This window comes from Kothea flammea (assembly GCF_052161645.1).
GTDB lineage: Bacteria > Planctomycetota > Planctomycetia > Pirellulales > Pirellulaceae > Laterigemmans.
Map to the genome: position 1 here is coordinate 84,861 of NZ_CP197414.1, position 20,652 is coordinate 105,512.

At 56.2% G+C, this 20,652-nt stretch carries 15 protein-coding genes; 8 read left to right on the forward strand and 7 right to left on the reverse strand.

Going from position 1 to position 20,652, the window contains the following annotated elements; genetic code table 11:
- Positions 1-42: 42 nt before the first annotated feature.
- Complete coding sequence (locus SH139x_RS00275; RefSeq protein WP_488353293.1) at positions 43-825, reverse strand: hypothetical protein; 783 nt, start codon at positions 823-825, stop codon at positions 43-45.
- Between the two features lie 56 nt (positions 826-881).
- Here SH139x_RS00275 and SH139x_RS00280 point away from each other — a divergent pair, with 56 nt between their 5' ends.
- Positions 882-1,763: a hypothetical protein gene (locus SH139x_RS00280; protein ID WP_488353294.1), complete on the forward strand. Its 882-nt coding sequence runs from the start codon at positions 882-884 to the stop codon at positions 1,761-1,763.
- Between the two features lie 47 nt (positions 1,764-1,810).
- Here SH139x_RS00280 and SH139x_RS00285 read toward each other — a convergent pair whose 3' ends face one another.
- From SH139x_RS00285 to SH139x_RS00300, 4 genes are all read right to left on the reverse strand, one after another.
- A complete protein-coding gene (locus SH139x_RS00285) occupies positions 1,811-3,076 on the reverse strand; it encodes an LL-diaminopimelate aminotransferase (RefSeq protein WP_488353295.1) in 1,266 nt (421 codons plus the stop codon).
- A 140-nt stretch (positions 3,077-3,216) separates the two neighbouring features.
- Complete coding sequence (lptB, locus tag SH139x_RS00290; protein ID WP_488353296.1) at positions 3,217-4,014, reverse strand: LPS export ABC transporter ATP-binding protein; 798 nt, start codon at positions 4,012-4,014, stop codon at positions 3,217-3,219.
- An 18-nt stretch (positions 4,015-4,032) separates the two neighbouring features.
- On the reverse strand, positions 4,033-6,012 hold the full coding sequence (lepB, locus tag SH139x_RS00295) for a signal peptidase I (RefSeq protein WP_488353297.1): 1,980 nt from the start codon (positions 6,010-6,012) through the stop codon (positions 4,033-4,035).
- Positions 6,013-6,170: 158 nt separating this feature from the next.
- Positions 6,171-7,631: a cryptochrome/DNA photolyase family protein gene (locus tag SH139x_RS00300; protein WP_488353298.1), complete on the reverse strand. Its 1,461-nt coding sequence runs from the start codon at positions 7,629-7,631 to the stop codon at positions 6,171-6,173.
- A 111-nt stretch (positions 7,632-7,742) separates the two neighbouring features.
- On the opposite strand from SH139x_RS00300, the gene SH139x_RS00305 reads away from it, so the two are divergent.
- Positions 7,743-8,921 (forward strand): prepilin peptidase, encoded by a 1,179-nt coding sequence (locus tag SH139x_RS00305; protein WP_488353299.1) that lies wholly within the window; start codon positions 7,743-7,745, stop codon positions 8,919-8,921.
- Here the strand turns inward: SH139x_RS00305 and SH139x_RS00310 are convergent.
- Positions 8,854-10,041: an iron-containing alcohol dehydrogenase gene (locus tag SH139x_RS00310; RefSeq protein WP_488356128.1), complete on the reverse strand. Its 1,188-nt coding sequence runs from the start codon at positions 10,039-10,041 to the stop codon at positions 8,854-8,856. The genes SH139x_RS00305 and SH139x_RS00310 overlap by 68 nt on opposite strands.
- Before the next feature lie 86 nt (positions 10,042-10,127).
- Entirely contained in the window at positions 10,128-11,021 is an 894-nt protein-coding gene (locus tag SH139x_RS00315) for a TSUP family transporter (RefSeq protein WP_488353300.1), read from the reverse strand.
- Positions 11,022-11,078: 57 nt separating this feature from the next.
- Between SH139x_RS00315 and SH139x_RS00320 the strand changes: the two genes are divergently transcribed.
- The 6 genes from SH139x_RS00320 to SH139x_RS00345 all read left to right on the forward strand — a co-directional run bounded on the left by SH139x_RS00320 (position 11,079) and on the right by SH139x_RS00345 (position 20,533).
- Positions 11,079-12,425: a dihydroorotase gene (locus tag SH139x_RS00320; RefSeq protein WP_488353301.1), complete on the forward strand. Its 1,347-nt coding sequence runs from the start codon at positions 11,079-11,081 to the stop codon at positions 12,423-12,425.
- Positions 12,426-12,610: 185 nt separating this feature from the next.
- Positions 12,611-14,035: a diaminobutyrate--2-oxoglutarate transaminase gene (ectB, locus tag SH139x_RS00325; protein WP_488353302.1), complete on the forward strand. Its 1,425-nt coding sequence runs from the start codon at positions 12,611-12,613 to the stop codon at positions 14,033-14,035.
- Positions 14,025-16,709: an amino acid adenylation domain-containing protein gene (locus SH139x_RS00330; RefSeq protein WP_488353303.1), complete on the forward strand. Its 2,685-nt coding sequence runs from the start codon at positions 14,025-14,027 to the stop codon at positions 16,707-16,709. The genes ectB and SH139x_RS00330 overlap by 11 nt, the downstream gene beginning before the upstream one ends.
- The gene (locus tag SH139x_RS00335; RefSeq protein ID WP_488353304.1) at positions 16,709-17,716 is read left to right on the forward strand and encodes an alpha/beta fold hydrolase; all 1,008 of its coding nucleotides are present in this window, start codon (positions 16,709-16,711) and stop codon (positions 17,714-17,716) included. Before SH139x_RS00330 ends, SH139x_RS00335 begins: the two co-directional genes overlap by 1 nt.
- A gap of 91 nt (positions 17,717-17,807) precedes the next feature.
- Positions 17,808-19,748, forward strand: a complete 1,941-nt coding sequence (locus SH139x_RS00340) for an AAA domain-containing protein (protein ID WP_488353305.1) — start codon at positions 17,808-17,810, stop codon at positions 19,746-19,748.
- Positions 19,749-19,768: 20 nt separating this feature from the next.
- A complete protein-coding gene (locus SH139x_RS00345; RefSeq protein WP_488353306.1) occupies positions 19,769-20,533 on the forward strand; it encodes a 4'-phosphopantetheinyl transferase family protein in 765 nt (254 codons plus the stop codon).
- Positions 20,534-20,652: the final 119 nt, after the last annotated feature.

Below are 20,652 nucleotides of genomic sequence, written 5' to 3' on the forward strand. Positions count from 1 at the left end.
GCGGGAGTGCGAGCGACTGGCGAGCTTGCCCGCTGCGAGCGATTAGATTTCGAGGTATTCTTCGAAGGCTTCTCGTAACCGCTGTTGGTCGGCTTGGACACCAGTCCAAAGTTTGAAGGCCAATGATGCGCGATGTACGAACAGGTCGATTGACGAGAAGATCGCAATCCCGCGGTTGGCGGCAAACCGCAACAGTGGCGAAGTGCTGGCGGTGACAGCCAGGTCAATTACGACGCAGTCGGAGGTGAGTTGTTCAATCTGTGGTTCGCTGAAACGAGCCGGTTGGTCTGAGTCGCCAATTTTGCTGGAATGGTGATTTGAACCGCGGATCACGATATCATACTCGGTTTGGTCGTCGGCTTCTTCAGCAAACCAAAGGGAGGCGATGTCGTGGCTTTGCAGCGCCTTGCCTAATGCCGCCAGCTTGGGTGTATTACCAAGTAGGGCCACATGGGCGTCTGCCAGCTTGTTGGCTCCGATGAGCTCGATCATAGCATCTGCCATCAAGTGATAGCCAACGAGTTGTCTTTGAGAGTTGAGGGCGAGCACATCGACCCAACCGGTGAGCTGGCTGGTGGGGGAGAGTTGCTGGATCAAGTTGGCGACCTCGCAGCCGAATGGTGGCGCGATGCTGACGCCGCGAAAGCCGAGTGCCGCAACGCCGGCCACGGCAGCACTCAACTGTTTGGGTGGTACATCAAAGGACAGGCATTGCCAATCGAGCCCCGCCGCTCGCAAGGCTTCTTCCAACGCGAATTGCGTCGGGTTACCGGCGATCGGATGTCCGATGATGCCGAGCAGCGAGAGCGTTGCCGATTCGTCCATGGTCGTCACGAGGAGGGAGAAGCGAGTAAGATGCTAGGTACCGATGAAAATGAATCATGACCGACAACACTTGCTTGGGAAAGCACCTTTTGACTGCCAGCTCTCAACTTGGCGATTCACTTGATCAGGACGTGCTGCGTTGGGGGCCGCGTACTAGTCTGCTAGCAGCCGTTGTGTTGGCTTTGCAGTTATACCTATGTTACTTTGCTCAAGGCTCGATCCTCTCCGCGGCAATGCAGATTTGGGTGGCTGCGATGTGGGCGGGCTGGTCGGCCAGCGTGTGGGTGCTGGTCCGTCAGCCAATGCGGATGGGGCGAGTGTTGATTTTGGGCGCTGCCTTGGCTTGGCATTGCCTGCTGATGGGAGTGGCTCGTGGTCAGCCGGCCGAGCGTTATTTTATTATGTTGAGTAGTTTTGGGATCTTACAGACTCTCTTGGCTACCATCTTGCATTTGCCGGTCTGGCAAAGTTGGCGAGAGTCAGCCAAGCGGTTGCCACCTCGAGCACAGTTCAACATTATCAGCTTAATTGTGATCACGACCATCGTGGCGGGAATGATGGTGGCAATTCGTCGTTATGGGCCGCAAGTCGATGATCGTTTTTTGCCCGGCACACTGGTGGTAACGTCATCATTGGTGATGGTTGCCACGCTGGCGATGATTGTCGGTTCGCGACGGCGCGGTTATCTGCTGGGGTTGCCGCTGGTTACCGCCGCGGGACTGGTGGCCGCAGCGATTGCGTCGGCCAGCGAACCGACCGATATCCCGGCGTCCAGCGAGTCGGCGGCTGGTTCGCTGGTCTTTGGCGACTTTTGGCTGATCTATGGCACCATCATCGTCTGTTTCGGTTGGTTGTTGTGGGGGCTCGCCGCTTGCGGCCGAGCGGATGCTCTTCAACAGCAAACCCTTCAACAACAAACTTCTCCCAGCGGGGATTGACCTGCTCACCCGCCGCTGCCCAAAGGCAATTGCAGTGCTAACCAGCATTACTGCCAAATCAAACCGGCCCCTTGCAGTCGCTGTTTGGTTTCTTGCATTAGTGCATCCTCGGCCGCTTCGTCAGCCGCTTCATAGGTGACGCTGAATCGCAAGAATGAGCCTGCATCGTCCCAGGGAACGGTGACCACGCCGAGGTCTTCGATAAGGTAACGCGTGGCATCCTCGGCGGCAGCGAAACGGGATCCATCGCCAGCTCCCAAGGGTGCTCGAGTGTATAAGAAATAGGTTCCGCCGGGGACTTCGCAACGGAAGCCACAATCACCCAGCACGGCGACCAGCTTTTCCAGACGCCGGCGATATTTGGCAGCGATCGCGGTGGGAATCGAGGGATCATCGAGGGCCGCGGCGGCGGCTTTCTGCGTCGCCATAAATTGCCCGCTGTCGCTGTTGTCCTTGACGTCAGCGTACGCGGCGACGATCCGCGGATGGCCGCAAACCCAGCCCATTCGCCAGCCGATCATGTCAAACGCTTTACTCATCGAGTGGACTTCGACTCCAACATCGAGCGCGCCGGGCGTTTGCAGAAAGCTGCGTGGTGGTTCAGCAAAAGAGAGCATGATGTGCGCGGCATCTTGCACGACAACAAACTGCTTTTCATGAGCCAGTTCGACGACCCGCGCGTAAAAATCGGCCGTCGCCAATTGCCCCGTGGGACTGTTGGGATAATTGAGCACCAGCATTTTCACTCGCTCCCACAAGTCTTGGGGAACGCGGTTAAAATCGGGCAGAAAATTGTTCTCGGCCAGCAGCGGTAGCTTGTAAACCGAGCCACCATAATATTGCGTGTGCGTGCCGGCGACTGGATAACCAGGCACAGTCATCAGCGTCACATCGCCTGGATTGATGAAGCAAGCGGGCAGCATCGCGTAGGCCGGTTTGCTGCCGATCGCGTGCACGATCTGAGTGACCGGGTCGAGCTTGACTTGGAAATTGCGCTCCATAAAGCGAGCGGCTGCTTGCTTGAATTCGATGATGCCGTTGTCCGAGTAACCACGGTTTTCGGGGCGGTTTATTTCCGCGGCCATCACTTCCCGGACGCTGGCCGGGGCCATCGAGTCATTTTCGCCGATGCCGAAATCGAGCAATTGGCGATCGGGATGGTCGGCTAACGCTTTTCGCTTGGCCCGTTTGATCTTTTCAAATTTATAGATGCCCGTGCCTTTACCGTACTGAGAGCCCCCAATGCGATCGGCGAACAGGGTTTGGAAATAGGGATCGGTGGTTTCGGTGGAGGTAGACACGGGAGGCAACATCGGTGGAGGCTAGTGAGTCTGAACAGACAGCAACGTGACGACTTTCAAGCTCGAATGTAAAGCTTGAGGGCGATTTTTGCCACCGGAGGCAACGGTTCGATTCTTTGCTGTCCCCGTCTTACGCGGATGACAGAGCACTGTTACACATCGGCTACCCGGCGGGGGCGGGGAGTGGTTGTGGGGCGGGGTACGTGGGGAGTTAGCGATGCGGCCCCGTCGAGATCCCCCAAGTACTCTTCTTTGACTTTCGGGTGCCGTTTGACTTCTTCCGGCGTGCCGTCAATTAATACTTGGCCTTGATAGATCACATAACAACGATCGACCGTGCCGAGAATCTCGCGGGCTGCGTGATCGGTGATCAGCACGGCGATTCCCGATTCTCGCAATTGGCGGATCACACCTTGGATGCTTTGCACCGTGACGGGATCGATACCGGCGAACGGTTCGTCGAGCATGACAATTTGCGGGTTGCTGACGAGGCAGCGGGCGATTTCCAAGCGACGTCGTTCGCCACCGGAGAGTCCGGCCGCTTTCTCTTTGCGTATATGCGTGATGTTGAATTCTTCCAACAACGCGTCGGTACGTTCGCGACGGTCTTTACGTCCGACTCCCATTAACTCATACAATGATGAGATATTTTGTTCGACCGTTAGCTTTTTAAAGACGCTCGGTTCCTGCGGCAGGTATCCCATGCCGCCGTCCCGGGCCCTGCGAAACATGGGCCAATCGGTGACATCTTGGCCCGACAAGTAGACTCGCCCGTGGTCGGGTTCGACCAACCCGCAGATCATGCGAAAGCTGGTTGATTTGCCGGCTCCATTAGGGCCCAGCAGGCCGACGATCTCGGCGTCGTTGACGTGTAGGTTAACCCCATCAACGACTCGACGTCGTCCATAGGTCTTCTGCAAATCGGCAGCTTGTAAAATAGGAGCAGTCATTGCGCCGGCAATCCTTCGCTAGCGTATAAATCCCATGCGACGAAAATTGGGCGTCATGGGCAAGGGGGAATTCCAAGTGTGCGGCCAAAAGATAATCAGCGCCTTGCCGACTAATAAATCGCGAGGCACATAGCTGGCTTCTGCCCACAAGTAGGCATCTGGATCGACGTTGCCGGCGCTGGGAAGCGACTGTACCCAGCATCTCGCATCTTGACTTTCGGGACTGTTGTCACCCATGGGAAAGAACTGATCTTTATCCAGTTCGAAATCCACCGCCCGTCGCGACTCCCAAATCGAGTGTTGATCCCAAAGCGATGGATCGGTAATCGCCGTTTGGATGTCGTTTACAAGGTTGCCGGTTGAATCGCGGAGTCCTCCCAGAGCAACTCCACGCACATCATAATCATATAGGCCCTGGCGAACACTTTGCGTGGCAATGTAATACTTGTCTCGCATCACTTGTAAATTATAAATCGTCGCCACCGTGCCTTGCACACCCACGCCTGCCGGAGCGGCATCATAAGGATGATCGGGCTGCGTATAGGGTCGTTGTTCTTCGGGTTTGCGAAGCACCGACATGTCAAACGTCGTGGGTTGATCAAAGGTGATTGGCGACCCGTCGACCCAGAGGTACAGCATGTCATCGCAATTTGCCAGGCGAACTTCATGCCGCGCACCACCAATAACCCCCGTCGACGCGGTGGGCGTGCTCTCGGCTGCACCACCCGCTTCAGCGAATGTTTTCGGACCATCGATGTCGATAATTTCCAAGCGGGCCGTGCCGTCACTGAGATCAATCACACAGCGAAACGTGACCGCCGACTCGACTAACTCCAGCACTAATTGGCCCGTCGCCGCAGCGGTTTCCACGTCGGCTTGAAGAATCAAGTCGCCAACCCAGTGGCTGCCACGATCGGCGATCCCATATTGCCCGATGCTGGCTGGGGGATTCGTGAATTGATCAATTTTGCCACCCGATTCATAGTCGCGGCGGAAGTCGCCAGGGCGGGGGCGAAAACGCGATGCCAAGTTGGCAAAAAAGGAGTCATCAGGTCGGGGAACTCCGGGTGGAATGTCCCAAACTTGATTGCTGTCGACGACCACGTAGGCATCGTAAGCGTGAAAGTCGGTAATCGCTTCGCTCGCGTAGGGATCGACGTCTGCCAATGATCGCCCCTGACGGGCCAAGTCCCATTGTGCATCGCTGGGCGAGCGATGGTAGTAACGCAGCATCCGCAGTTCGTCGGTCGCCGTTTCCAGTTGAGCCGTCCAGCTTTCTTCATCACGGCTAATCTGCCATGAGTCGGCAGGTGGAGAATTGGCTCCCAAGTCCCAGGGTTGCCAGTTCGTAGGATACCCGGCAGCAATCAGCGACTTGGATTGGTAAGCCGTGTCATGGACATGATGGGCCATCGCCAGCAATTTGGCTGGCGGTTTGCGCAAAACTGTAAATGCATTCGCCGCATGTGGACGTGCCAAGACGTCGCCGTGGCGGATCCGCAACGTCTCTTCGGGTAATCCGACCAACCGTTTAATGTAGTTTTGTTTGGGATTGCCGGGAAATTTGAAGACGATCACATCCCAACGTTCCGGATCATTTAACGCGTAAGCGAACTTGCTGACTAAGATGCGATCGCCGTTGAACGTTGCGTGGTCACTGTTCTCCGCTAAATCTAAAGGATTCAAATAACGACAATTGGGGCAGACCGAGCCTACTACCGTCGCTCTCTGGGGGACATGTTTGGTTTCAATGCTGGCGCCCACTTGAAACGGCTGACCACATTCCAGGCAGGTCATGTCTTTGTGGGCACCCATCAGCGTTGGTGCCATGGAACCGGTGGGGATCACAAAAGCTTCGGCGACGAACGCGCGGAACAGCAACGCCAAGACGATCGCCACCACGATCGACTCAACCGTCTCTCGGCCCGCCGCGACGCGAAAACGTTCGTGGCGCTGGGCCGGGGTCTCGCTGGTCGCTTTTTCCTTGGCTTTGGACATCGCTGTAAATCAATGCTGCTAGAGTTGGGCTGCTGGAGTTGGGCTGCTGGAGTGGAACTTTTTCAGTCGGTTGGCGCCGGCTGTTAATTTACCCGTTTTAACTGCTTGGCGGAAAGCCAATTCTGACGATCGCGGCGAAGGAATCGAGCAAAAGCGGCTCAATCGCCAAATCGCTTCAAATATTCGCTCAGCCGCAGCTTTTTTCGCGTGCTGTCGCTGGTCATGTAACGCACCGAGCCAAATACGGGGCGTTTTGGGCCCCAGGCGCGATCGTAACGTCCCAGCGTCCAGAAGATTCCGCTGTATGAATTTGGGTCGCGGCCGTCGATCGCGTACTTGTTGTTCAGTTCAACCATAATATCCACCGCCTGTTGGGGTGATTCCGTCCAGTGCAGGATCTTTTTCCCCCACAGCATGCGGAGATAATTGTGCATTCTTCCTTCGCGAACTAACTGGCGTTGAGCAGCGTTCCAGAGGTCATCGTGCGTCTCGGCTCGCTCGAATTCTTCCAGCGAATAGCAAAATTGTCGGGGATCACCGGCGTGTTCCCGCAATGTTTTTTGAGCCCAATCGGGATTCGCCTCGAGGGAATCGTACGTGTCTGGGTGGCGAAATGCCATATTAAAGCCCATTTCCCGCCAGGTGAGCAATTGGTCGAGGAAAGCTTCGGCGGCCGCCGAAGTGCCCCAGAAATCATGGTTTTTCCCATTCGCAGACCGCAGCATGGTGGGGTTCCAGCTTTCGGAGTCGAAAACCGCTGCGGCAATTTGGTCGGCCGCGATGTGGCCAAAGTGCAGATAGGGGCTGAGCCCGGTGGAGCCCTCTTCGTCGGGCTGATTGCGGGCTTCGTTGTAGTCGGCCAAGCCAGTTTGCAGAAAATTCTCAAGTCGATCGCAGGCGGCGCGCCAACCACCGCTAAATTGCACCGGTCCCACGCTATGGTCGATGGGGATATGTTTGAGACCGTCGGGTTTGAGCAGTTTGTCCAGATCGGCGGCTGGCCAGCGTTTTGTGATTGCCGGCGGGAGATTTTTCAGGCGTTTCAGCGAACGACCGGCGAAGGGGTCCGGATCGGACATCTCGTCGAGCAGCGGGCGAATTTCCTTCTGCATCCAACGGCGATAACTATGAGCCACGGTGAAGGTGCGGGTGGCCAAGCGGAGTGGGATCAGACCGTTGCTGTCGACCAGATCGAGCCGCACGGGAAGCCGATGCTGGACCGCCTGGATCATCTGGGGGAGAAAAAAACAAGGATATTCGTCGGTAACCACTAGGCATGCTTCGTCGGCTAGCCGATGGAGCAGGGGGGTGCCAACTCCGGGGCGTGGTTCCACGTAAGGAAAGTAGGTCACCGGTTTAGCTTGGAAAGCCTCCGCATTGTCACGCATGCCTTCGATCACGAAGCGGTGCAGGCGGTCCGAGGCCCAGCGATAGCGAGTGCGGAGTGGTTCGAAAATAACCAGCGGTTTGTCTAACGAGCAGGCTTGGTCAATGGCGTGTTGCAGGGCAAAATTTGCTCCGGGTCGGCGAAACGCGATCATCCAGTAAAGAACGTACTGGCCATCGGGGCGAACCGTGGCCGTATTGGCCTGTGAGAGTCGGATTGCTGGGATTGGCATCGGAATTAGCGTGCTGTGGCGAGCGCGTGGTGATTATTGTGAGAGTCTGTTTAACTTTATCTCAACCAGGGAACCCCGTTGTTGGTACGCAAGCGACGCAGACGAAGACGAGTGAACAAGCCTCTGTGGGCCTTGCTGGCGGTGCTCGGCGGTGTCATGGTCGCCTATATTCTGGGGATGGCGACGATTGAGGCAGCGAACAGTTCGCATCGTTGGCGTGATTTGTTGCTACCCAACGCAGTCGATTGTCTCGTGACGGCGTGGTTATTTTGGATCGGCTCGGCAATCGGCAGTTTCTTAAACGTGGTGGCTTGGCGGATGCCGCGCGGTCGCGGCATCAATGGTTTGTCCCATTGCCCTTGGTGTAACCAGCGTTTGGCGGCTCGCGATAACTGGCCCGTTTTTGGCTGGATCGCCCTTCGCGGACGCTGCCGCACCTGTCGTTTGCCGATTTCGCCGCGTTATCCGATTGTCGAGGCCTGCGTCGGTTTGAGCATTACGGTGGTGGGTCTGCTGGAACTGTACGGCGGCTTGATAAACGTGCCTTTTTTGGGGCTGCCCGGGGGCTATCAAGGCCCGTTTGCGATGCCGATCGTGACTCCCGCGATCGCCGGCGTGTGGGTCTATCATACCCTGGCGGTTGCCGGCGCTTGGGCGTTTGGACTCATCCGGTTTGATAACCAGCGTTTGCCCATCAGCTTGATTCTCTGGGTGTCGTTGGCGGCTATTTTACCTCAGCTAATTTGGTGGCCCTTAGGCGTGGTGCCCTGGCAAGCGACTTTGCCCGACCCTTGGCCTGTTTGGAGTTTTCTGGATGCGGTGATGCGCGTCTTGGTGTCGCTGGTCGCGGCTGTCTTGATCGGCCGTTTGCTGGGGCGGCACCTTTGTCCGACCGCGGATCCCAAGCTGAATCCGACCGGCGCCGGTACCCTTGGTCTGCTCGATCTCATTGTAATGCTCTGTTTGCCGGCCGTGGTGATTGGTTGGCAAGCGTTGTTCAACGTCGTGTTGTTAGCAGTTGGTTTGGCTGTAGTATTGCGAGCGAAAATCCCCGGCCAGCGGGATGGCTTGGCTTGGTTGAGCATTGCCTTGCCAGTCGCATTGACTTGTCAGCTTGCCAGCTGGTCTTGGCTGGAAGCGAGTTACTATTTCCCCTCATCACAATCGCCCCCCTGGGTGATCTTGCTGGCAGTCGCGGTGTTGGTCTTCTTGGCGAATTGGCTTAAGTCGCCTGTTGCGAAGCCTGATACAACTCTTCCAGCAGAGTTTCCGTCAGGGGAACAGGATTAAAAGTTCCCGTCCACTGCGATGCCGCCTCGCCAGCCAACGTTGGGTACATGCTGGTCGGTATTTGCAGTTCGTCCAAACTCTCCGCCAGCGAAGCTTGCCGCAACCACTGGCGAACCAGTTCGGCGAGCTTGGCGGGGGCCGCTTGGGGGTTTGGGGCCGCTTGGGGATCGCTGGCCGCTTTCAGGTCAGGGCTCGGTTCCAATTCGCGGAGCAGCTCGGCGTACCAGCCAGCATGCTGTTGACCATTCAGAGCGATCACGCTCGGCAACATCACCCCGACGGCTTGCCCATGGGTAATGTCGTAACGGGCAGTTAGCGGATTGGCCGTGGCGTGAGCGGCTCCCAACATCGATGTTTCAATTGCCATCCCGGCAAAGCAGGCACCTAGCTGCATTTTCCCACGCGCGTCGAGATTCGTAGGGTCGGCCAACACAGCGGGAAAGCCGGCGGCCAACAAACCAAAGGCGCGTCGGCTGAAGGTGATCGACATCGGATTGCGACGCTTGGTGACGTAGGTTTCGATCGCGTGGGAAATCGCGTCAATGCCAGTCAGGGCGGTCAGCCGGGCCGGTTGCGTGACGGTTAAATGGGGATCGAGCAACGCCACGCGGCAAGCGGCACGTTTATCGCCACAAGCCATCTTCACGTGCGTCTCAGCATCACTGATCAAGGCAAACGATTGTGCCTCACTTCCCGTGCCGGCCGTCGTGGGAACTGCGATCATCGGCAACATATCGGCTGTCGCTTTGCCCACCCCGTGGTAGTCGCGCATGTGACCGCCACAGGAATAGACAAAGTTGATGCCTTTACAACAGTCCATGCTGCTGCCGCCCCCCAGTCCCACCAACAGATCGGGTTGAACACGGCGCGCCACGGCCACGCCATCGTCCACCATCTCGGTGGTCGGATTCTCGGCGAAGTCATGGAAGGCGTGCACTTCACACCCCGCCGCTTCCAACGCTCGCACGCCAGCGGCAAAGTGACCCGCGGCGACTACTCCCACGTCTGAGACGACCAGCACCTTGCGGCCACCAAGCTCGCGGGCTAAATCCCCCAAGGTTTCGATCCCACCAGGGCCGAACACAATCCGTGTCCTGAGTTGAAAATCAAAAGGCTGCATAAATTTGCCGCAGGCGACCGAGACGGGAAGAACAGGCCGAGCCGCCGTTGCGACTTGGCTACCAACACTCAAGTTTAGGGAATCGGCTAGCAGCGAGAAGAGGTGATGATGCCCGCTCCCGCGATGATCCTGCTAACCACTTTGCCATCGCCGATAACAGCCACGCGATTGCGGTCAACTGCCTCGTCGCGTGACGCAACTCGCGTCAGCCAGGGTGCACACAGCCCGGCCAACCCCATGATCAACAATAACCACAAAGTCAGCCGACGGAGACGCCCCCGCCCGAGCCAAGTTCCCGCCTTCAGCCCCTGCGAAGTGACCCACAGCAGCCAGGGAATCAGCAAACCGGCGGTCAGCCCGGGAACCAACACCCGACTGCCGAAGTACAGCCCCAGGCAAACAAACGCCGGCAACAAACTGATCAGATACATTGTGAACAAAAAGCCACGCGAACGTTTGGTATCCCAATCATGAGCTTGCACCCACAGCACCATTGCCGGGCCGCCCATGCCAACCAATCCCTGCAAAAAGCCCGAGCAAGAGAAAGCCAACCCTCCCCAAGCTCGATGCAGACGCTCTCGCGGTAGCGGACGGAATAACATGATGGCCAAAGTAATCGTCAGCAGCACCCCGCCGACGACTTGCCGGATCGTCTCCATCGCTAAACTCTCGAGGGAAACCAACGCGGCCATCCCCACCGGTAACCAACCGATTCGTAACACGCCCGGCCAAACCACTTCCCGCCAACCGACCTGGCCTCGAAAGCGATAGACGCCCCAAATATTTTGTGGGATGGTGGCGACCAGCAACGAAACCTGGGCCTCGGGTATGGAAAATCCACACCACAATAGTGCCGGAATTGAAATCAACCCGGCGGCAAAACCGGCGGCCGATTGAACGAAAATGCCAAAGCTGAGGATCGCTGTTAACATAAGCAAATCGACCGCTCCGGGCAGCAGCTCAGCAAGCTCAAAATCCACTCGCGTTCCTTCCGTTTCTCACTAACATTTGATCTCTCTCACCGGCTGGAAAAGGCAATGAAAACTCTCATTAAAAATGCGACCGTGGTTTTTCCTCAAGGACCCGCGCAAGCCTCGATTTTGATCGACGAAGGAAAAATTGCCTCCATCGACGCTCCGCCGACCAGCCGCGCTGACGTGGTCGTTGATGCTACCGGCTTGGTGCTGCTGCCCGGCGTGATTGATGACCAAGTGCACTTTCGCGAACCCGGTTTAACACATAAAGAGGACTTAGCCCATGCGTCTCGCGCTTGTGCGGCAGGTGGGATTACCACTTTTTTGGAAATGCCCAATACCAAGCCCTCGGCAACCACGCTGGAAAAGGTGCATGACAAAGAACGCCTCGGCGCTACCCACTCGTTGGTGAATTATGGCTTTTACATTGGCGCCACCAGCGACAACGTCAGCGAGTTGCAGCGGTCGAACAATCTGCCGGGAATCAAAATTTTTATCGGCAGCAGCACGGGCGATTTGCTCGTCGACGAACAGGCCGCGTTGGAGCAAATTTTCGCCGAGACTACGCTCCCAATCTGCGCCCACTGCGAAGACGAAACCATTGTCCAAGCCAACGCGGCCAAGTATGCCGATAGTCATGACGTGGCCGATCATTCGCGTATCCGTTCCGAAGAAGCTGCTCTGGTCTGTGTCCGTCGCGTTATCGATCTAGCCACGCGTCACCAACATCGCTTTCATGTCTTACATGTTTCCACCGCCGCCGAGCTTGATTTGATTGAGGGAAATCAACCCTGGATTACCGCCGAAGTCTGTCCCCATCACTTGTTTTTTAACGTGGACGACTATGCCCGTTTGGGCACGCTGATTCAAATGAATCCATCGGTCAAAACGCGTGAGGATAACATCGGGCTTTGGCAAGGCTTGCTCGATGGACGCGTGCAATTAATCGCTACTGATCACGCACCGCATACGCTCGCAGAAAAACAACAGCCTTATCCGCAAAGCCCATCAGGTTTGCCCGCTGTGGAAAACAGCTTGGCGCTGCTGCTCGATCGCGTGGTCGCCGGAGCATGTTCTCTCAAGCAAGTCGCCGAGTGGATGAGCGACGCGCCGGCTCGCGTCTGGGGCATCGTTGGCAAAGGACGCATCGAAGTTGGTTATGACGCGGATCTGGTGCTGGTCGACTTGCAGCAGCAACGCACGATCCTCAACGAACGACAACATACCAAATCGCGTTGGTCCCCCTGGCACGGCGAAACGCTCACCGGTTGGCCAATGAAAACTTGGGTGGGCGGTCGGCTGGTCTATGACGATGGGCAATTTGATCAAGCGGTCCGAGGGGAAAAACCACTGTTCGACCACGCGCGGGGCGGATTCTGGCAAACCCCCGACGGAATCGGCACCCGCTAGCGGTTATGGTGCTTTCCCTTGTGGTGTCGATTTGACTTCAGGGGGGCGTAACCTAGCTTTGACTGCCGGCTTCATTTACGGCCTGTTCAAAGTGATTGCCCAATGGTGATTGCGATGGGTGGAATGAAGTGAATGTCCGGTCTTCTGGATACAGCTTCCTTGCACGATTTTAGCGATTTTCGCACATGACAAGTGTACAGATGCTGGCTTCCATCGCCAGCCATGAATCGGCCGTTCGCGGCTATGTTCGTTCATTCCCAGCGGTATTTCAGTCCGCCACAGGTTCATGGCTGACGACTCATGATGGGCGTCGTTATTTGGATTTTTTCGCAGGTGCTGGCGCACTGAATTACGGCCATAATAATCCCTTGGTAAAATCGGCTCTGCTCGAATATATCGCGGCCGATGGAGTCCAACACAGCTTGGATCTCGCCACCGAAGCTAAAGTCGGTTTTCTAAATACCTTCACCGACACGATTTTGCGGCCCAGGAAGCTTGACTACAAGCTGCAATTCACTGGACCCACAGGCACCAATGCTGTGGAGGCAGCTACCAAACTGGCTCGTAAACTCAAACAGCGCAGCCACATTGTTGCCTTTACCAATGCCTACCACGGCCACTCTTTGGGTTCCCTGTCACTGACTGGCAATCAGTACTACCACGACGAACATTACGGATCTCATAACAACGTTACGCATCTTCCGTATGATGGTTATTTGGGAGAATTTGATACCAGTTTGTTATTGGAGAAAATGCTCGCCGACTCCAGCAGCGGGCTGCCCAAACCGGCGGCCGTGATTCTGGAAACCATTCAAGGTGAGGGGGGCGTACGCGTTGCCAAAGTCGATTGGTTGCGTCGCGTCGCTGAGTTGTGTCAGCAGCATGACGTGCTGTTGATCGTTGATGACATTCAAGTTGGTAACGGCAGGACCGGGACATTCTTCAGTTTTGAATCCAGCGGCATCAATCCCGATTTGGTCTGTCTGAGTAAATCGATTGGTGGCGGTTTGCCGATGAGCCTGCTGTTGATCAAGCCGGAGTGTGATGCTTGGTCGCCCGGTCAACATACGGGTACTTTCCGAGGGAATAATCTCGCCTTCGTGGCTGGTCGCGCGTTGCTTTCCTACTGGGAGAGTGATGGCTTTGCAACTAGCATCGCCCAGTCTGGCAAGTTGCTCGAAGGAAGACTTCGCTCCTTGGCGGAACGTTATCCACAACGTGGTTTCCAGGTCCGCGGTCGCGGCATGATCTGGGGGCTCGACGTGCACTCGGGTGAACTCGCTCAGCAGATTTCTGCCAACGCTTTCGAGCAAGGCTTAGTGATTGAAACTTCGGGAGCTACCGACCAAGTTGTCAAATTGCTTCCACCCCTGACGACCGAGTATCAAGAGTTGCAAACTGGGCTTGATTTGTTAGAGCGTGCCGTCGAACTCACGTTAGCGAAACAATCTGATTGCAATCAATCCAGGCGAACCCAGCAGCTGTCGGACGCGGTCGTGCCTGCCAAACCAGCCTCACTTGTTGATTCAAGCCAACTTGTTAATCCACCAGTTCAGTTCGTTTCCCTGCCCATTGTCTCGCCGTTGATGATTTCTGATTATGGGAACTGAGCACTCTGCTCTGGCATCGCCACCTGACGCAGTCAATGTTATCGCGACTGATCTTGCAAAGTCCCCAGACATTTTTCTAGCCAACTTCGCTCATGTCGCTCAGCGCCACGCCGCGCGGACGGCTATCGTTTTTGAAGATCAAGTCTGGTCCTATCGTGAGCTAGAGCTGGCTGCAAATCGCATTGCCAATTGGCTTCAGCAATATCAGGCATCCGCAGGGGAGGAGAGTTCGCAGTTCATTGGGCTCTGTCTTGATCGCTCTGCCACCGCAATTGCCACGATGATTGGCGTGATGTCGGCAGGGTCCGCCTTTGTGCCACTCGACCCAGAATACCCGGCCGAGCGCTTGCGGTTGATGGTTGAAGACGCCGACATTCAACTGATTCTATGCGATCCCAAATATGCCGATCTATTCCGGGCGTCCGGCGCGACGTTGGTGCAGCCTGATGATGCCAGCATCGCGGCCGCCGGGGATCATCGACCACGGGGCGATGTGTCGGCCGATAGTTACGCCTATTTGATGTATACCTCCGGTTCGACCGGCAAACCAAAAGGAGTGCTCATCGATCACACTGCGCTGGCGACCTATTGTGCGGCCGATCAACAGGTTTATCAACTGGTGCCCGAGGATCGCACGTTACAGTTTTCCACGTTGAGTTTCGATATCGCCGTCGAAGAGATTTTTCCACCGCTGCTGGTGGGCAGTTGCGTGGTCGTGCGTCCCCGCTCACGGAGCGACGAGGAGAACGAGCTCCTGGCTCTGATCAACCAGCATCAAATTACGGCACTCCATCTGGCAACGGCCTATTGGCATGAATGGGTCGATCTGCTGCATGCCTCCGGCCAACGGGTGCCGCGCAGTTTACGGATGGTGCTGGCCACTGGCGAGAAGGTCTCTCCGGTTCATTATCAGCGTTGGATTGATCTGTCCGATCATCAGATCTTGTGGTGCAATGCTTACGGTCCGACCGAAGCGACCGTGACGGCAACGGTCTTTATTCCCGAGCCTGGTTGGCAGGGTGAGAGTATGCCGATTGGCAAACCATTGCCAGGTTATCAGGCGGTGATCCTTGATGATGCCAGTCGTCCTTTAAGTGTTGGCGAGACGGGCGAGTTGTATTTGGGTGGCCCCGCGCTGGCTCGCGGATACCTGCATCAGCCCGACAAGACGGCCGCCGCTTTTCGAGTTGTTGACTTGCCCGGTCAGGGTGAGGTGCGACTGTATAAGACGGGCGATTTGGCCAGATGGTTGCCCGATGGGAATATTGAGTTTGCCGGCCGTGTCGACCATCAAATCAAGCTTGGTTCGTATCGTATTGAACCGGGTGAAATCGAATATCAAATTACCCGGCATCCACGGGTGCTCGAAGCTCTGGTTTGTTGCGAGACGATTGACCAGCAGAAAACCTTAATCGCTTTTGCCGCGACCGGTTGTGAGTCACTAACCGCAGCTGAATTAGCCGATTTCTTGCGGGCCCAGTTACCCTGCTACATGGTGCCATCACGCTATTGTTTCTGTGACCAATTTCCGAAAACGGTCAATGGCAAGATTGATCGCCGAGCTTTACCGGCTAGTGATCATTGGGAATCGCCCCGGCAAGATTCGGTTATCGCGGCGCGGAATCCGATCGAATCGTTGTTGGTGGATATTTGGGCGGAAGTTTTGGGGATTGCCAAGATCAGCGTGCACGATGACTTTTTCGCGCTGGGCGGTAGTTCGCTGTTGGTGACGCGAGTCATTACCAAGATTCGCGAGCATTATCAGTTGTCGATTCCGGTGCGAGATTTTTTCGCCAATCCGACTGTCGAATCGATTGCCGCGTTGCTGGCCAAGCGATTGGGGGTCGTGTCGGATGTGCAACAGGATCATGCCAAAAACTTGCGTGCCAGTCAGCCACGAATAGAGCCTTTCTTTTTTACTTCCGCCAATCGGCAGTTGTTTGCGGTTCGCTATCCGGCCATGCCCAGCGGGGCTGATACTGGAGCAGCAGCTTTGGGCGTAGTATTTTGTCATGCGGAAGGGCATGAGTACGCTCGCGCTCATCGGAACGTGCAGCAATTGTCGTTGCAGCTGGCCAAAGCGGGAGTTGATACGCTCCGCTTCGACTATGCGGGAACCGGCAACTCATCTGGGGCCCCCGATCATGTCGACTTATTACAGTGGCGGGAAAACATTTGCGATGCTGTCAGCGAATTACGACGACGAGCGGATGTTTCCCGGGTGGCTGTCGTGGGAGTTCGCTTAGGTGCCACGCTGGCCGCGAATGGCCAGTTGAAAGAAGTAGATCAGTTGATTCTGTGGGATCCGGTGTTTTCAGGAAAGTTATATCTTAACTTGCTGGGGGATCTGCACCAACGTGCCTTGCGCGGTGGTCACTACTACCAAAGGACGCGACGGACCAATTCTCTGCAACGTTTCGGCACCATGTTATCGCCTGATAAGCACGCGCAACTCACCCAGCTTGTCCTTCCCGATCAACAGGCTATCCCGACGACCGTGATTGCCAGTCAAGGATATCTGGCAGCGGAAGACGCCGGTTGGGAATCGACAGGCATTGATCTGGTGGAGACAGAAGATGCAATTTTTTGGCAGCGGCCTGAGTATACCGAAAGTGCCTTTTCTGCTCCCGGCGTGGCCAGGGCGATAATACGTTTGCTGACGGAGCAAGAGTGATGCATGAAACACCCCATGTGTTCGGTACCTATGAGAATTTGGTGGGTGTTTACACGCCAGCCGAAGTGACGACGGTTAATGATATTGGCGTGATCATGTTGACGCCCGGAATGTTACATCATGTCGGTCCTTTTGGTTTGCACGTGGAATTGGCTCGTGGGCTCGCTGCCCAGCGGATTCCTTCGTTACGTTTTTGTTTATCGGGGATTGGCGAGAGTTTGGCAGTGGGGGCGGCTGGGGAATCGACGCAGCGAGCCGTGGACGAAGTGCGTCAGGCGATGGACTTTCTGCAGTCAACATACGGATTGCGACGATTCATTCTGTTTGGACTCTGTTCAGGCGCTGATGATAGCGTCAACGTGGCGCTGGCCGACGAGCGCGTGATTGGAACCGTGCTGCTTGATGGCTGTGGCTATCGAACAGTTGGATTTTACTTCCGCAAGTATGGTACCCAGCTACCGCGAAAAATCGCCCGCCGGGCGCTCCGCTGGGGCTCGCGAATGCGAGGCTGGTCGAGTCGCGTGTTCTGGCAGGCAAGTGCTTCGCACGAGGACGACTTTGCCGCTGCGCCGACGAGTTCAACGCTACCGGCTGGCGATGATGTTCGCGAGTTTCCCAACCGCCGCCAAGCCGAACGCGAATTGCAGCAATTGGTTGACCGAGGGGTTGAGATGCTGTTCCTGTATACGGGGGGCGTTGGTCAGTACTTTAATCATCGCCAACAATTCTCAGCAATGTTTCCTAAGTTGAAAACTCATGGCAAAATAGAGGTTCACTATTTTGAACAGCTGGACCATGTGGTTCGGCTGGCCGAAGACCGACGTTTTGTGGTCAACCAGCTGGTGCATTGGATCAGCCGCACGGGAGATCGCTTTGCTAGCCAGTTGGAAACCCATTTAACATTGAAGTCAGCAGGGAAACCGTCAAGTATGGCCCTTTCATCCGAACCTGATATCAGTCACGATGGTAGGTTGTTGGTTTCCTTAGAACCGAGTCGCAAACCCTGAGCCGACGGCACTTGCCGCGTACCTTTTGTGATTTCTCGGGTGGATTTCTAGTAGACCAAGTCATAGTCGCAGCAGTTAACCGGAAATATGCATGGCCAACCGAGGACGTCGGGCGGAGTTTGGGGCAGGGATCTTAACGTCTCAAAAAGGGAGTGTGGAGACAGCGGACGTCTACTTCAAACGGATGGCCGAATGGCTCGATTTGGAGGCGGAAGCGGAACGAGCGCGCTTGGCTCGTCGTCGCCAGATTCGCAACCAACGCGATGTTGAACGAACGGGCGAGGCACTCATTCGGCTCGATTTGATTGACCACAAAATCGGTTTGGGCGGTCGTTATTTGCTGGATTTCGCCAAACCTGCGGAGGCTCCATTACCGATGAATCGGCTGAAAGTCGGCGCCCCGGTGGTGGTTTCCGATGACGATGATCCCAGTGACGAAGGGGTTCCCGGCGTGGTCAGCCGGCGTCGTCCCAGCACAATTCAAGTTGCCACCGAACGCTGGCCCGAGGGGCGAAGATTCCGACTCGACCTCTCGCCCGATGAAACTACGCGACAGCGCCAGTTGGCCGCCATGGGACGTGCGGAAACGGCCGGCGGGCGAACCGGGCGGCTTCGTGATATCCTGCTCGGCCAACGCCCGTTCGAGTTCGACGAACAACGGGACGTGGAATTTTTTACTCGCCTAAATCCTCCTCAGGAAGAGGCGGTGCGGTTTGCCATGGCGGCTCGCGATATTGCCATCTTGCATGGTCCACCCGGGACTGGAAAGACGACCACCCTGGCGGAGTTGATTTATCAGGCGGTTCGCCAGGGGCAGCGGGTGCTGGCCTGTGCGCCGTCGAATACCGCAGTCGATAATATCTTAGAGCGATTAGTGGCGATGATGCCCAATGTGTTACGTGTTGGCCATCCAGCGCGCGTTTTTGAATCGCTACGAGGTCACACGCTCGATGAGTTGGTCGAGACCGATCCCTCCGCCGCGATTATCGCCGACATGCGTCGCGAAGTGGATGAATTGACGCGAGCCGCGAATCGCCGTGGCCGTGGTCGCGACGCCGCGCGGGAACGGAGTGAATTGTTTGCCGAGGCTGGTCGTTTGCGAGGCCAAATTCGCTCGCTGGAGCGGTCGATCGTTCGCTCGGTGGTTGACTCGGCCGATGTGATTTGTACGACGACCACCATTGATGATGATTTGTTGGGTCAGCAGCAGTTCGATTTAGTGGTTGTCGACGAAGCTTGCCAGAGTACCGAGCCAAGTATTTGGCAGGCTGCGCTGCGGGGGGATAAGATTGTCTTTGCCGGCGATCACTGTCAATTGCCTCCCACCGTGCTGAGTGATGTCGCCGCGAAAGCCGGGATGCGACGCTCTCTGATGCAGCGTCTGGTCGAGCGGGAGGGAGAGCATATCTATCGGCGGCTGACGGTCCAATATCGCATGCATAATGATATTATGGATTTCTCATCCGAGCATTTTTATGATGGTACGCTGGTCGCCGATGCCAGTGTGCAAGGTCATCGATTAGCCGATTTGTCGCACGTCGAGGCAACTCCGTTAACCACTTGCCCGCTAACCTTAATCGACACCGCTGGCGCGGAGTATGAGGAAGAGCTTGAACCTGATGGCGAAAGCAAACGCAATCCTCGCGAGGCGCACCTGGTCACGCAGTTCGTTCGCGAGTTAACAGATGCTGGACTGAACCCCGAAGAAATAGGGATCATCGCGCCTTACGCGGCGCAAGTCAGATTGCTGCGAAATCGCTTAGATTTTGCCGGTCTTGAAATTGACACCGTGGATGGATTTCAAGGGCGGGAGAAGGAAGCGATCGTGCTGACCATGGTCCGCAGCAATCAAATTGGTGAGATCGGTTTCTTGGCTGACACCCGCCGCACCAACGTCGCATTAACTCGCGCGCGACGTAAACTGATCGTCATCGGTGATAGCGCCACGCTGGGGCATCATGACTTTTATAGTTCCATGTTTAGCTATTTCGAACTGCATGGTGCTTATCGCAGCGTTTGGGAATTTGAATAAGCATTGGCTGGAGTGTGAGCATGAACCGTTCCTCGCCATTCTGGACACCGCCAGCCTACGCCGGAGTGGAGTCGCATTATTTTCAATGGCAGTCGGTCGCTGTCCATCTATTTTTTGGCATGCCAAGTCGACCGCTGGAACAGTTTGCCGTCGAGCCGCTGAGTGATGAGGAACGTCAGCGGGCAAGTCGCTATTACCGTGCCAGCGATGCGCAGCGAATGATTTGGCGGCGGTTCTTGTTGAGGACGGTGTTGGCCGGCCAGTTGGGCGTGTCCCCCGGTTCGCTCTGTTTTCAGCAAAACGCCTGGGGTAAGCCCAGCCTTGTTGGCCAGCCCAGTCTTGGTGGCGATGGTCGACAGCCGCTGCCGCGGTTTAATTTGTCGCATTCGGATACGGCTGTGGCCATCGTCATTTCGCTGACCAATGATTTCGAGGTGGGCGTCGATGTCGAGCGGCAAAAACCGTTGGCCGATTTGGCCGGCCTGGGCAAGGCGATTATGCATCGGCAAGAGTTGGCGGCTTGGCAGCGGTTGAGCGGTGAGGAAAAACTGTCTTGGTTTTTCACCCTTTGGGCGGCCAAGGAGGCGGTGCTGAAGAGCGTCGGCTATGGACTGGCGGTGCCTCCGCAATCAATCATCGTCGATCCTGGGAGAGTTGCCGGTAGTCCTTTGGAAATTACCGTTGCGGGTCCGGATGGTCGTTCTTGGGAGTCGGAAGTGGCGTTATTTCCGGGCTTTTCCCCCTATGCGGTGGCTGTCTCGGCGGCCCGAATTAGCGGATCGTGATTGGCCAGCTAGCGGGCGTCCAGACGATTAACACGATGCACAGTTACGACAGCGGTTCGCTCCAGTTATAATCGAGAGGAGATGAATAACCCCCTGCTACTCCGTTCCCGCCTGAATAG